Annotated in this window: 11 protein-coding genes; 8 read left to right on the top strand and 3 right to left on the bottom strand. The window is 69.4% G+C overall.

Translation table 11 applies throughout. The features are described 5' to 3' along the window. The first annotated feature begins 1 nt into the window (after position 1). The 4 genes from MLJ35_RS05725 to MLJ35_RS05710 all read left to right on the top strand — a co-directional run bounded on the left by MLJ35_RS05725 (position 2) and on the right by MLJ35_RS05710 (position 4,875). Positions 2-1,066 (top strand): zinc-binding dehydrogenase, encoded by a 1,065-nt coding sequence (locus MLJ35_RS05725; protein WP_243383514.1) that lies wholly within the window; start codon positions 2-4, stop codon positions 1,064-1,066. Beyond that, the gene (locus tag MLJ35_RS05720; protein ID WP_243383513.1) at positions 1,066-1,968 is read left to right on the top strand and encodes a CorA family divalent cation transporter; all 903 of its coding nucleotides are present in this window, start codon (positions 1,066-1,068) and stop codon (positions 1,966-1,968) included. Before MLJ35_RS05725 ends, MLJ35_RS05720 begins: the two co-directional genes overlap by 1 nt. Before the next feature lie 60 nt (positions 1,969-2,028). Then, complete coding sequence (locus MLJ35_RS05715; RefSeq protein ID WP_243383512.1) at positions 2,029-3,081, top strand: bifunctional UDP-4-keto-pentose/UDP-xylose synthase; 1,053 nt, start codon at positions 2,029-2,031, stop codon at positions 3,079-3,081. A gap of 126 nt (positions 3,082-3,207) precedes the next feature. After that, a complete protein-coding gene (locus tag MLJ35_RS05710; protein WP_243383511.1) occupies positions 3,208-4,875 on the top strand; it encodes a glycosyltransferase family 39 protein in 1,668 nt (555 codons plus the stop codon). A 67-nt stretch (positions 4,876-4,942) separates the two neighbouring features. Here the strand turns inward: MLJ35_RS05710 and MLJ35_RS05705 are convergent, their stop codons facing one another. Continuing rightward, positions 4,943-5,185 (bottom strand): hypothetical protein, encoded by a 243-nt coding sequence (locus MLJ35_RS05705; RefSeq protein WP_243286307.1) that lies wholly within the window; start codon positions 5,183-5,185, stop codon positions 4,943-4,945. 53 nt (positions 5,186-5,238) lie between these two features. Here MLJ35_RS05705 and MLJ35_RS05700 point away from each other — a divergent pair, with 53 nt between their 5' ends. The 4 genes from MLJ35_RS05700 (at position 5,239) to purF (ending at position 9,841) form a co-directional block, all read left to right on the top strand. Next, complete coding sequence (locus MLJ35_RS05700) at positions 5,239-6,927, top strand: ArnT family glycosyltransferase (RefSeq protein ID WP_243383510.1); 1,689 nt, start codon at positions 5,239-5,241, stop codon at positions 6,925-6,927. Continuing rightward, a complete protein-coding gene (locus tag MLJ35_RS05695; RefSeq protein WP_243383509.1) occupies positions 6,924-7,943 on the top strand; it encodes a glycosyltransferase family 9 protein in 1,020 nt (339 codons plus the stop codon). The genes MLJ35_RS05700 and MLJ35_RS05695 overlap by 4 nt, the downstream gene beginning before the upstream one ends. After that, positions 7,940-8,317, top strand: a complete 378-nt coding sequence (locus MLJ35_RS05690; RefSeq protein WP_243321540.1) for a DMT family transporter — start codon at positions 7,940-7,942, stop codon at positions 8,315-8,317. Before MLJ35_RS05695 ends, MLJ35_RS05690 begins: the two co-directional genes overlap by 4 nt. An 87-nt stretch (positions 8,318-8,404) precedes the next feature. Further along, positions 8,405-9,841, top strand: a complete 1,437-nt coding sequence (gene purF / locus MLJ35_RS05685; RefSeq protein WP_243383508.1) for an amidophosphoribosyltransferase — start codon at positions 8,405-8,407, stop codon at positions 9,839-9,841. Here the strand turns inward: purF and MLJ35_RS05680 are convergent. Next, a complete protein-coding gene (locus MLJ35_RS05680) occupies positions 9,831-11,816 on the bottom strand; it encodes a TonB-dependent receptor plug domain-containing protein (protein WP_243383507.1) in 1,986 nt (661 codons plus the stop codon). The genes purF and MLJ35_RS05680 overlap by 11 nt on opposite strands. A 59-nt stretch (positions 11,817-11,875) precedes the next feature. Further along, positions 11,876-12,871 (bottom strand): S-methyl-5-thioribose-1-phosphate isomerase, encoded by a 996-nt coding sequence (gene mtnA, locus MLJ35_RS05675; protein WP_243383506.1) that lies wholly within the window; start codon positions 12,869-12,871, stop codon positions 11,876-11,878. Between the last annotated feature and the right edge of the window lie 36 nt (positions 12,872-12,907).

Raw genomic sequence — 12,907 nt, 5'->3', positions numbered from 1 at the left:
CATGGCCGATCCGTTCCGTTTCCGCATCCTCCAGCACGGCCCCGCGGGATCGCCTGTCCGCGAGGCCTTCACCCCCGCGGAGCCGAGACCGGGCTGGGTCCGCCTGGAATTGAAGGCCATGGCGCTCAACCACCTGGACCTCTGGACCACCTTCGGCCTGCCGGGGTTCCCCCTGCCGCTTCCTCTCACGCCCGGCTGCGACGGTGCGGGCGTGGTGGCGGCCACGGGCGACGGAACGGTCCTGCCTCCGGGCGTGGAGGTGGGCGGCAGCGCCATGATCGCGCCGGGCCTGAGCTGCGGCGTGTGCCCTGCCTGCCTGCGGGGCGACGACATGCTCTGCCCCTCCTACGGCGTGCTGGGCCATGTCTGCGACGGCACAGCCGCCACCCATGTGCTGGTGCCCGCAGCCAACCTGCTGCCCATCCCCCCGAACTGGGACTTCGATCAGGCCGCGGCCTTTCCCCTGGTCTTCCTCACGGCCTGGGAGATGCTCGTCCACAAAGTCGATTTCCGGCCCGGGGAGACCGCCCTCGTGTGGGGCGGGGGCAGCGGGGTGGGCAGCGCGGCCATCCAGCTGGTGAAGGCCCTGGGCGGCACCGCCATCGCCGTGGTGGGCAGCGAGGCCAAGGCCATGAAGTGCTGGGACCTGGGTGCCGAGCATGTCCTCGTCCGGGGCGACCTGAAAGCCCTGGCTTCCAAGGTGCGCGACCTGACCGGCAAGCGCGGGGTGGACGTGGTCTTCGAGCACACTGGGGCCGCCACCTGGGCCACCAGCCTCAGCGCCTGCGCGCGCGGGGGCCGCATCGTCACCTGCGGGGCCACCACCGGGCGGGAGACCTCCTTCGACCTGCGGGCCCTCTTCGCCAAGCAGATCCAGATCCGCGGTTCGTACATGGGCCGGCGCGAGCACCTGTGGACCCTGCTGTCCTTGCTGAAGAAGAACCCCACCAACCCGCCCTTCCGGCCCGTCATCGACCGCACCTTCGACTTGGCGGATTATCCCGAGGCCCAGCGCCACCTCGAGGCCGGCCAGGGCTTCGGCAAGGTGGTGTGCCGGGTGCCCTGATGCTGAGGAACCTGCCGCTTCCGGAAGGCTCGACCTTCACCTGGGTGGATCTGGTGGATCCCACGGCCGCCGAAATGGGCGAGGTGGCCAGACGCTACGGGCTCCACCCCGCGGCGGTGCGGGACCTGCTCAACCAGCCCCATCTGCCCAAATTCGAGCGGCTCCCTGGGCAGCAGTTGCTCATCCTCCGGGCCTACGACGAGGTGGCCAAGCGGGGGGACACCATCCAGGCCATGACCCGTCGCCTGGTGGTTCTGATGATGGAGGGCGCGGTCATCACCGTCCATCGCCGGGAGCAGCCCTTCTTCGCCCAGGCCGCCGAGCGGGCGGCGACGGGCCAGGCCCTCCGTCCGGAACAGCTGGTGCTGGCCCTCTGCGCCAAGGCCGTGGCCTCCTTCGATGAGCCCCTGCGCGAGAGCGAGGAGAAGCTCGACCAGATCGAAGCCGCCCTCTTCAACCGCAAGATTCCCCACCAGGGCGTCCGGCAGGTCTACGGGCTCAAGCGCCGCTGCGCGGTCATCAAGCGGACCCTCGGGCGCATCACGACGGCCCTGGGCCCGCTCAAGGAGCAGGCCCGGGACGACCAGGGCCTGCTGGCGGACGTGGTGGAGGAGGCCGATCGCCTGCACACCTGGGCCGACGAGCTGCTGGAGAGCGCCACCCACCTCATGAACCTGGAGATCAGCCTGGCCAGCCAGCGGACCAACGAGGTCATGCGGGTGCTCACGGTCTTCAGCGCCTTTTTCCTGCCCCTCACGTTCATCGCCGGAGTCTATGGGATGAACTTCAAGCGGATGCCCGAGCTGGAGCACCGCTTCGGGTACCCCCTGGTCATCGGCGCCATGCTCCTCACCGCCCTGGCCATCTGGGCCTGGTTCCGCCGGAAGGGCTGGCTGAAATAGGCGCCTGCTGCGCCCGTCTGGGTAAGCGGCTAGACTGAAACGTTTGCGCAAGGAGCTCCCGTGAAGGTCCTCATCCTCGGTGTCAATGGATTCATCGGATCCCATCTGGTGGACCGCATCATGCAGGACACGGACTGGGAGGTGTACGGCCTGGACCTGGGCACGCACAAGGTTTCCGACCACCTCGCCAACCCCCGCTTCCACTTCGTGGAGGGCGACGTCACGATCTCCAAGGAGTGGATCGAGTACCACATCAAGAAGTGCGACGTGGTGCTGCCCCTGGTGGCCATCGCCACGCCCAAGGTCTACGTCACGGACCCGCTGCGCGTCTTCGAGCTGGACTTCGAGGAGAACCTCCGCGTGGTCCGCCAGTGCGTGAAGTACAAGAAGCGCGTGGTGTTCCCCAGCACCTCTGAGGTCTACGGCATGTGCCCCGACGCGGAGTTCGACGAGCACGAGTCGCCCCTGGTGACGGGCCCCATCCCCATGAACCGCTGGATCTACAGCACCAGCAAGCAGCTGCTGGACCGCGTCATCTGGGCCTACGGCTTCCAGCAGGGCCTGAAGTTCACGCTCTTCCGGCCCTTCAACTGGATGGGCCCCAAGCTCGACAGCCTGAACACCGCGAAGGAGGGCAGCAGCCGCCTGGTGACCCAGTTCAGCTGGAACCTGTTCAACGGCGAGCCCCTGCAGCTGGTGGACGGCGGGACCGCCCGCCGCTGCTTCATCGACGTGGCGGACGCCCTGGACGGCCTCATGGCCGTGCTGCGCAACGAGGGCGGCAAGGCCGACGGCCAGATCTTCAACATCGGCAACCCCGCCAACGACTACAGCGTGCGCGAGATCGCCGAGATGATGATCGCCATCTGGAAGGACCACCCCTTCCGCATCGAGCGCGGCATCCCCGAAGGCACGATGGTGGAGACCGGCAGCGGAGAGTTCTACGGCAAGGGCTACCAGGACGTCGCCCGCCGCACGCCGAGCATCAAGCGCATGCAGCAGACCTTCGGCTTCCAGCCCAAGGTGTCCATGAAGGATTCTCTCAAGAAGGCCATCGACTTCTTCGTGGAAGAGCACAAGGCCCTCGAGAAGGTCGTCGAGACCGAGAACTAGCTTTTCCGGACTGCAACGGATCACCACCAAGACACCAAGACACCAAGAAAAAACGAAGTGCTTTGGCAGCTCTTGGTGCCTTGGAGTCTTGGTGGTGAGATTTATCTTCAGGGATTTCCGAAGCCCATGACGCGCCGCGAACGCTACACGCTCCTCGCCCTCTGGGTCTTCCTGGGCCTGCTGCCACTGCTGGTGCGGCCCCTGTGGGAGCCGGACGAGGGGCGCTATGCGGAGATCCCCCGCGAGATGCTGGCCACGGGCGACTGGCTGACGCCCAGGCTGAACGGGGTGCTCTACTTCGAGAAGCCGCCCCTGCAGTACTGGCTGTCCGCCCTCGGCATGAAACTCTTCGGGCAGAACGGCGCGGCCGCCCGGCTGCCCCTGGCCCTGGCCTCGGGCCTCATGATCTGGGCGGCCTGGCGGCTGGCCAGGCGCCTCGGCACCCGGGATGCCCGCTGGGCGCCCTTCATGGCCGCGACCGGACTGCTGGCGTTCCTCGTCGGACAGCTCCTCACGCTGGACGCCCTGTTCAGCGCCTTCCTGGTGGCGGCCCTGGCGGCCCTGGTCGAGGCCGTGGTCCGGCGTCGGGAGGGGAAGGGCGGCCTGGGCTGGACGCTGGCGGCCTTCACGCTCATGGCCGGAGCCATGCTCACCAAGGGGCTGGCCCAGGTGATCCTCGTGGGGGGAATCCTGGTGTTCTCCCTGCCCTTCGGCTGGAAGGACGCCGCCCTCCGCCGGGCCATCCTGCGGACGGCCTTCGATCCCCTGGGTTGGCTGCTCTACCTGGTCCTGGTGTCGCCCTGGTTCTGGTTCGTGGACCGCGCCAATCCCGGTCACGCTCAATTCTTCTTCATCCACGAGCACTTCACCCGCTTCCTGACCCATGAACATGCCCGCCAGGGCTCGAACAACTGGCTGCTGGACAAGCTCTATTTCATCGGGGTCCTCGCCGTCGGGTTGCTGCCCTGGCTGTCGATCTCGATGGTCGGGCTCAAGCGCGCCTGGGCCTTCCTGAAGGGCAGGGGTCCCCAGGCCCAGGACCCCATGGCCCGGTGGGTCGTCGGCGCCACGGTCATGGGGTTCGTCTGGCCCCTGGCCTTCTTCAGCCTGTCCGGCTCCAAGCTGCCGCCCTACATCCTGCCCGTCCTCGTGCCCCTGGCCGCCCTGGCCTGCGCCTTCGAGCGCGAAAGCGAAGCTCCCGCGGCTCTGCGCCGCATGGGCTGGGAATTGATGGGGCTTGGCGCCCTCCTGCTCTCGGCCGCCGTGGCCCTCCGCACCGGCCTGAAGGGATCCTGGTGGTTGGCGCTGCCTGGCCTGGCTTTCATCGGGCTGGGCCTCTGGTCCCGTCACCTCAAGGGCCTCACCGGGTCGCGCCTCATGGTCACCATGGGGACCGCCCTGTGGCTGCTGACGGCCACCGCTCAGGTGGCCGTGGGCCCCAGCAAGTCTGTGGCTGATCTGGCCCGCTCTGCACCTCCGGAAGCCCAGTGGATCAGCTATGGCAACTATTTCCAGGGTCTCCCGTTCTACGCCCGCACCCGGGCGGTGGTGGTGGCGGGCACCGGTGAGCTGGCCTATGGCCGCGACCACCTGGGTTCGGTGGCGCCCCGCTGGTTCAACGAAAACCCGGACGCCCTGGGCACCATGGCCGAGCTCCTGAAGGCCGAGGCGCCGGAGCGCCCCGTGTTCGTCATGGCCAAGGCCGCCAACTGGAAGGGGCTCCCCCCGGAGGAAAGGGCGCGCTGGGAGGTGGTGGACCAGAGCCCGGCCGCGGTGGTGGCCAGGCGGCGGTAGGCCCACGCCTCCACCGTCCCCCTCGCGGGTCGGTTGCTCCTCACTCCGACTCCGGTTGGAAGGACGCCTACTTCACGGCCTCTTTGACCCCGTGTCCGGCTTCCTTGGCGCCTTTGGCCACGCCCTTGCCGGCAGTCTTGGCACCCCGGCCGACGGCCTTGCCGCCTTCCTTGGCCGCGTGGCCCACCGCCTTGCCGCCCTTCTTGAAACCCTGGCCGATCTGCCGGGCAGCCTGCTTGATGTCCTCCTTCACGCCGTCCGCGGGAACGGGGGCGGCCAGAAGCAGGAGGCTGAGGAGGGCGGGCGCCATGCCTCCATTGTAAGCCCTTTGGGGATCTCCCCACGATGGGGGAAGATGGAGGGATGGACGGACATCCGAACGCCTCGCCCTCCAGGGGCCGCCTCGCGGAGTGGTTGCGGGCCCACGCGCCTGAGCTGCTCTTCGCCTTGCTGCTGCTGGCGGTGCTGCCCATGCGCGATCTCTGGGCTCCGGACGAGCCGGACTTCGCCCAGTGCGTGAAGGAGATGCGCCTCCGCGGCGACTGGCTGCTGCCCTACCTCAACGGAGTTCCCTACAGCGAGAAGCCCATCCTCTACTACTGGGTGATGAAGGGTTCTTCGGTGCTGCTGGACGCGCTCACCGGCGGGTTGGGCTTCACCCAGGGCGTGGCCGCCTGGGCCCTCCGTCTGCCTTCCGTGATCGCCGCTGTGGCCTTCCTGTCCGCCTTCCGGCGCTGGGCTGTCCGGTTTCTGGAGCCGGGGACGGCGGAGCCCGCGGCCCTGGTGCTCGCCACCACGCCCCTCTGGTTCTGGCAGAGCCAGTTCATCCAGATCGACATGCTCTTTTCCGCTCTGCTGGCCTGGAGCTGGCTGGCCTGGCTGGGGGGCTACCTCCTCCTGCGGGGCCACATCGCCGAGGCCGCCTCCGGCGAGCACCGCCGCTGGTTCCTCAAGGCCTATTTCTGGCTGGCCCTGGCCTTCCTCGCCAAGGGTCCGCTGGCACCGGTGCTGTCCGTCCTGGTGCTGGCGGCCTTCCTGGCCTGGCAGAGGGACCTTGCGGTGTTGCGGCGGGCGGGCATCGTCGCGGGCCTCTGCCTCACCCTGCTGCTGGTGGCGCCCTGGTACGTGGCCGCAGGCCTCAAGGGCGGTGCCCACTACGCCTACGAGCTGATCATCTTCCAGAATTTCCAGCGCGCCACGCACGCCTGGGATCACATCCAGCCCTGGTGGCGGTACTTCGAGTACGCCCTGGGCGACTTCTTCCCCTGGGTGCTCCTGCTGCCGGCCCTGGTTCTGCACCTGCGGCGGGAGCGGTGCCTGGGGGACCCCGCGAAGCGCTTCGCCCTGCTGGCCTTCCTGGTGCCCTTCGTCTTCCTCAGCGCCGTGCAGAGCAAGCAGGGCAAGTACCTGCTCATGGGCTACCCCTTCCTGGCCCTGCTCGTCGGCGACCTGTTCCGGCGGTTGGAGGACTCCCGCGCCCGGCGGCTGGGCCTTCTTCTCACGCTCGGCCTCGCGCTGCCGGCCCTGGCCCTGACCGCTGCGGCAACGGGGGCGGGCGGCGCGAAGGTGCAGACCCAACTGGCGGCCTTCCAGGGACCCATCCGCCTCATGGCCCTGGTCCTGGGGGTGGGATCGGTCGCCGTGGCGGTCCTGGCCTGGAGGCAGCGGTCCAGGCGCCTTGTTCCGGCGGCGGCTCTGTCCCTCGGCCTGCTCTACCTGGTGGGCGGCACCTGGGGCTTCCGGCTGCTGGATCCGCAGAAGAGCTACCGCCGCTGGACCGTGGCTGTCCAGCCCCTGATCGCCGGGCGCCAGGTCTTCTACTGGCAGACCATCCGCAGCGGCGTCATGGTCTACACGGACCACCTCATGCCGGAGCTGCGGCGGGCCGAGGCCCTGGAAACCCTTGACCCGGAGGCCCGCCTGGTGGCCCAGCGAAGCGAGTGGGAGCAGGACGCCTGGGGCATGACTCCGGCTCTGCGCGGCCGGTTCGAAGTGCTGCTGGCCGTGCGCACGGGCGGCGGCGAGATCCTGCTCCTCAGGAGGAGGTCTTGATTCCGGCCGGCGCCCACTGGATCCGCATGCCCCGCTTCGTAGGCGACGCCATCCTGATGCACCAGGCCGCCGCGCCCCTTCTGGCCGCGGGCCAGCCCCTGGTGGCCTGGGGTCCGGCGGCTACGGTGGAGCTGTTCGAAGGATCCCCGGGCTACGTTGGTGTCGTGGCCGATCCCCCGAAGAAGGCAGGCCTGCTGGAGGGGGCCCGGTTGCTGCGGGACCACCAGCCGGCCTCCCTGCTGGCCTTGGCCAAGAGCTTGCGCGCCCCGGCCGCCGCGTTCGTGGCGAGGGTGCCGCGCCGGGTGGGCTGCGGAGACGGGGGGGCCTCCCTGCTGCTCACATCCAGCCTCAAGTACTGGAAGCGGGATGACCACTCCCTCGACCGCTACCGCGACATCGTGCGTTCCGGCTACCCGGAGCTCGGCTCTCCGGCCTTCCTCCCGTTCCGCCCCAGGGAGGAGAGCCTCGCATGCGTGGAGGCCGCCCGCCGGGATCACGGCCTCGACCGGGATCCCTATGTGGCCTTCGCCATGGGCGCGGCCGCGGGGGCCAAGCGCCTGGGCCTGGACCTCCTGGTGGATCTCGCCCACCGCACCTTGGCGGCAGGCTTCCGCATCGTGGTGCTGGGCGGTCCCGGAGACGACGTGACCCGGGCCGAGGCCTTCCGCCAGCGCGTGCCCGAGGCGCTGGACCTGACGGCGCGGATCCCCTGGTCCCAGAGCGCCGCATGGCTGGCAGGCGCCCAGGCGGTGCTGGCCAACGATTCCGGGCTGGCCCACCTGGCGGCGGTGGTCGGCACCCCGGTGGTGGTGGTGTTCGGGCCCACCATCCCGCGGCATACGGCGCCCCGGGGGCCGAAGGTGACCGTGGTGCGCAAGGGGGACCTCGCCTGCCTCGAGTGCCAGAAGTGGCACTGCCCGCTGCCGGACCACCCCTGCATGACCCAGGTGCCCGCCGGCATCATCTGGGACGCCCTGGAAGCCCACCTCGCCGCCCCTGTCCCGGAGACTCCGTGAGCCCCAACCTGAAGGCCATTCCCCTGATCGTGCTGGGCGTGCTGCTCAATGCGGCCGCGCAGATCTGCCTGAAGAAGGGCCTCCAGGCCGCTGGCGGCATGCAGCTGGCCGTCGGCCCTCTGTTCAGGCTGATGCTCGAACCCTGGGTGCTGGCCGGTCTCGCCTGCTACGCCGTGAGCGTGGTCGTGTGGCTCGGCGCCCTGTCCATGGTGCAGGTGAACTACGCCTATCCCTTCCTGGCGCTCGGATTCGTCGCCAACGCCCTCATGGCCCGGGCCTTCCTCGGCGAGGCCATGACCCCCATGCGCTGGGTGGCCCTCATCATCATCGTCGTCGGCGTGGGGCTCCAGGCCCTGAGCGGCCGGGGGCATTAAGCGCTGCGGTCTCCGACCAGAGCGTAGCGGTCTCCGGTGGCCGCGGGCCGCTTGGTATCCTGGAGCATCTGTTTCAGGAGGCTGAGCGTGTGTGGCATCGCAGGTGTGTTTGAAGCCGAGGGAGCCACGTCGATCGTCTCCTCCATCCTCTTCGCCATCCAGCACCGGGGCCAGGAGAGCTGCGGAGCCGCCGCCCGGGACGCCGCGGGCCGCATCGTGGCCCACAAGGGCATGGGGCTCGTGAAGCAGGTGCTCGACGAGGAGGCCCAGGCCCGCCTCTCGGGCTCGACGGCCATCGGGCACGTCCGGTATCCCACCGCGGGCTGCAGCGACGTGGCGAACGCCCAGCCCCACGCCATCGAGCTGGCGGAAGGGCCGGTCATGGCCATCGCTTCCAACGGCGACCTCATCAACTATGGAGAGCTGCGGGCGCGCATGGAGCGGGACGGCGTGGTGTTCAAGAGCGACAATGACGCCGAGCTGATCGGACGGCTCATCGCCCTCTACCACGTGCGGGACGGATTGAGCATCGAGCAGGCCATCGCCCGGGTCCAGGGCGAGCTGAAGGGCGCGTTCTCCACGGTGCTGATGTACAAGGATCGCCTCTACGCCTTCCGCGATCCCCATGGCTTCCGACCCTTCGTCATCGGCCACCTGGGGCATGAAGGGGAGGGCGAGCCCGCCAGCGAAGGAACGGTCTTCGCGTCGGAGTGCTGCGGCTTCGGCATCATCGGAGCCCGCCGGCTGCGGGAGGTGAAGCCCGGGGAGATCCTGCGCCTGGAGAAGGGCCGGCCCGTGGTGTCCGTGGCCTCCGCCCCGCTTCGGGCCCGTCATTGCGTCTTCGAGCTCATCTACTTCTCGAGGCCTGACAGCACCATCTTCGGGGAATCGGTCTACCAGGCCCGGGAGCGCATCGGAGCCTGCATGGCCGCCAAGGATGGCGCACTGACCAACGGCGAGGACCTCGTGGTGATGCCCGTCCCGGACTCCTCCAACTTCATCGCCCTGGGGTACGCCAGGACCAAGAAGGCCGAGTTCGGCATGGGGCTGCTGCGGAACCACTATGTGGGCCGCACCTTCATCAAGCCCACCCAGGCCAGCCGGGACGAGGGCGTGAAGCAGAAGTTCAACCCGCTGCCGGATTTCTTCCCGGGAAAGCGGGTGGTACTCATCGACGACTCCATCGTCCGGGGCACCAGCCTGCGCAAGATCGTGCGGATGGTGCGGTCTGCCGGCGCGAAAGAGATCCACGTCCGCATCGGCTCCCCCAAGGTCATCGGCCCCTGCTTCTACGGCATCGACACCCCCACCCGCGAAGAACTCATCGCCAACCGCATGTCTGAAGCGGAGATCTGCGAGTACCTGGGTGCCGACAGCCTGCGGTGGCTGGACGTGGCCGACTTCGAGGGCCTGCTGCCGGGCCGCCGCCAGGAGTTCTGCACCGCGTGCTTCGACCTGGACTACATCTATCCCCCCGAGGGGTTCGCGGCCAAGACCAACACCCCCGCCGCGGCTAGAACCTGAACCGGGCCTCCACCGAGTAGCTCGGCGGGGCGGCGGGGTAACCGTCGATGATGTAGGCGTCGTTCTGGCCTTCGCGGCTGGCAGTGAGCCACTGGTCGGCGCTGGTCCGGGGCTGCAGCAGGTGCTCGCCGCGGAGGACGAAAGTCCAGTGCCGGCCGGCGGTCACCGTGGTGGACATCCCCATGTCCCGGTAGACCACCTGGGTGGCCCGGATGACCGGCGGCAACCCGTTGGCCGCAGCCCGGCCGCCGCCGTCCCCGAAGGAGGAGTACTGGTGGCCCTGCAGGGTGTAGTGGACCTCGGTCTGCACGTGGCTCCAGCCCATGAATCCCCTGATCCCGTGCGAGGAGAAGGGCCGGCGCTGGGAGGCCGCCGTGCGGTACTGCTGGTCGTCCGGCGCGTTCAGGTCGCGCGCCTCCTGGGTGCGCAGGAAGGCCTCCACTCCCAGTTTCTTCGCCGAGCGCCAGCCGAAGGCGGCATCCGTCCCCCGCACCCGGACCCGGTCCTGGTTCGCGTAGGTCAGCCCGGACGGACCGACGAGGTCTTTCCCGGTCTGCTGCTGGCTCTCCAGCCGTCCGTACCAGGCACCCCGGCCCCAGCCCAGGCCGACCTGGAAGAAGGTGGCCTGCTCCATGCGGAGGGGGGCCGTCCCCGGGACGAGGCTGTTCCGGAGCTGCTCCAGGAGGGCGGGGGCGGTGCGGCCACTCCCGCCGGCGGCGTAGAGCCGCAAGCCGTAGCCGAGTTCCTGGTTGATGCCCAGCCGGAGGGTGTGGCCGGAGGCGCGGAGCACCTCGGTGTCCGAGCCCCCCAGGTCCAGGTTCTGGCGGTCCTGCGTGGCCCGCGCCTGGCCCAGCAGGCGGGTGCCGGGCCGGGGCTCGAAGCGCCATTCCAGCCCCAGGCCCATCTGGGTGCCCTTGGCCAGGCCGGTGATGGCGGGATTGAGGTCCCCGTCCTGCCGCAGGTCCTGGCCATCGAGGCGCAGGCTCAGGCTCGAGCGGGAACCGGTCCGGAGGTGCAGGGCCGACTGGAAGCGGGTGTCCCGGCCCTCGAAGGCCGTGGGCGTGGCCGAACCGACAGGCGGCTGCTCGTGGCGGAAGCGGGACAGGCCCAGGGCCATCTCGAAGGCCATGCCGCGCCCCAGATCCCAGTCCAGCCTCAGCTGCCCGCTGTCGCTCCGCTGGCGACTCTCCCGGGATGGATTGTAGATCCGCAGCGTGTCGGAGACTTCCTGGTAGGGCACCGGTACGCCGAAGGCCGTGCCGCGCCAGGCAAGGCTCCAGGTGGCCGAACCCCAACGCTGGCCGAGCCCGAGGAAGTTGGTGACCTGCCGGTAGGGGCGGTCCGTGGGGACGGCCTGCTTCTCCTCGGCGCTGAGGTTGCCTCCGCGGAGGTAGCCGCCCTCCCAGGCGTAGCCCGGCGTGGCCGTGCCTTGGCCCTGTCCGTTGTTTCCACCCAGTCCGCCCAGGTCTCCGGAGACGCCGGGGCGGGGGGGCTTGCCGGTGAAGAGGGCCAGGGTTCCGCCCTGGCCGCTGGCGCCGGAGCCCGGCGAGCCGGTGATGACCTCGATGCGCGTGATCCCGAGCAGGGGCACCTCGCTGAGGTCCTGGCCCAGGCGGCCGGGGTCCATGAGGGGCATGCCATCGATCGTGACGAGGGTGTCCTGGGGCCGGTTGCCGCCCAGGTAGATGCGGGAGGGCAGGCCGGGGCCGCCCTGGCTCTGCACCTGGGAGGGCAGCTCGCGGAGCAGGAACTCGCCCAGGGTGCGGGCCCCGGAGCGGAGGATGTCGTCCTCGTCGAAGATCGCCACCTGGCCTGGCGTGCGGGACACGGCCACGGGCCTCGATTCGGCGGCCCAGGATTCCCGCGGCTTCTCCTGGCCGGGCACGCCGCTTTCCGGAGATTCCAGGGCAGGCAGAGCGCCGCCGGCCGCCAGAAGAAGCACCAGTCCCGCCAGAGCCGTGGGCTTGTGGATCATAGAATCTCCGCTTCACGAAGTGATTTTCTTCATTGAAACAGAGATGGAAAGAATCGGCACTACGAGAGGAGACTCCGAAGCGCTCCGGCCTTCAGCTGTGCAGCCGTGAAGACGCCGCGATCCATCACCAGACTGGTCACGAGGTCCACGGGCGTGACGTCGAAGCTGGGGTTCCAGGCGGGCATGCCCTCCGGGGCCCAGCGCCAGGGGCCGTAGCCGCGCACCTCGGCCTCTGAACGCAGCTCGATGGGAATGGCGGCGCCATCCGGGCAGGCCAGGTCCACGGTGCTGAAGGGGGCCACCGGGTGGAAGGACACGCCGTGGTACCGGGCCTGCACGGCCACGCCGTAGGTGCCCACCTTGTTGGCGAAGTCGCCGTTGGCGGCCACGCGGTCCGAGCCCACGAGCACCCGCTGCACCTTGCCGTCGCGCATGAGCAGGGCCGCCATGCTGTCCGTAATGAGCGTCGAGGGGATGCCCAGCTTGCGCAGTTCCCAGGCCGTGAGGCGGCCGCCCTGCAGGAGGGGCCGCGTCTCGTCCGCATACACGTGGATCCGCTTGCCCTGTTCGTGGGCCCGGCGGATGACACCCAGGGCCGTGCCGATGCCCGCGGTGGCCAGGCCGCCGGTGTTGCAGTGGGTGAGGATGCTTTCACCGTCCTGGATGAGCGCCGCACCGTGCTGGGCCATGCCTTCGCAGAGGCGCACGTCCTCCTCGAAGATGGCCTGGGCTTCGGCCATGGGATCAGCCGCATCCTTCATCCGGTCCATGGCCCACATGAGGTTCACGGCCGTGGGCCGGGCTGCGCGCAGGGATGCGCAGGCGGCCGCGTACTCGGAAGCAGAGGCGCCCCGGTGCGCGAAGGTGGCCAGGCTCGCCGCGGCCGCCACGCCGATGAGCGGCGCGCCGCGCACGGCCAGGCGCTTGATGAGGCCCACCATGGCCTCCGGGTCGCTGCCGTCCAGCCAGACCTCCACGTCCGGAAGCTGGGTCTGGTCCAGCACCCAGAGTGTGCGGCCGTCGTGTTTCAGTCCGAGGGATTCAAAAGGGTTCATGGGCAATTCCCTATCAGGCGGAGGGCATGAAAGGTG

The organism is Geothrix alkalitolerans, assembly GCF_022808885.1.
GTDB classification, from domain to species: Bacteria; Acidobacteriota; Holophagae; order Holophagales; family Holophagaceae; genus Geothrix; species Geothrix alkalitolerans.
The sequence above is the reverse complement of the archived record's forward strand: the minus strand, read 5'-3'. Positions and strand labels throughout refer to the sequence as shown.

Excerpts from the sequence above, each read along its gene's own strand:
- MLJ35_RS05710 (WP_243383511.1), top strand. The coding sequence starts at position 3,208 with ATGACGCGCCGCGAACGCTACACGCTCCTCGCCCTCTGGGTCTTCCTG.
- MLJ35_RS05705 (WP_243286307.1), bottom strand. The coding sequence starts at position 5,185 with ATGGCGCCCGCCCTCCTCAGCCTCCTGCTTCTGGCCGCCCCCGTTCCC.
- MLJ35_RS05680 (WP_243383507.1), bottom strand. The coding sequence starts at position 11,816 with ATGATCCACAAGCCCACGGCTCTGGCGGGACTGGTGCTTCTTCTGGCG.
- MLJ35_RS05720 (WP_243383513.1), top strand. The coding sequence starts at position 1,066 with ATGCTGAGGAACCTGCCGCTTCCGGAAGGCTCGACCTTCACCTGGGTG.
- MLJ35_RS05725 (WP_243383514.1), top strand. The coding sequence starts at position 2 with ATGGCCGATCCGTTCCGTTTCCGCATCCTCCAGCACGGCCCCGCGGGA.
- mtnA (WP_243383506.1), bottom strand. The coding sequence starts at position 12,871 with ATGAACCCTTTTGAATCCCTCGGACTGAAACACGACGGCCGCACACTC.
- MLJ35_RS05700 (WP_243383510.1), top strand. The coding sequence starts at position 5,239 with ATGGACGGACATCCGAACGCCTCGCCCTCCAGGGGCCGCCTCGCGGAG.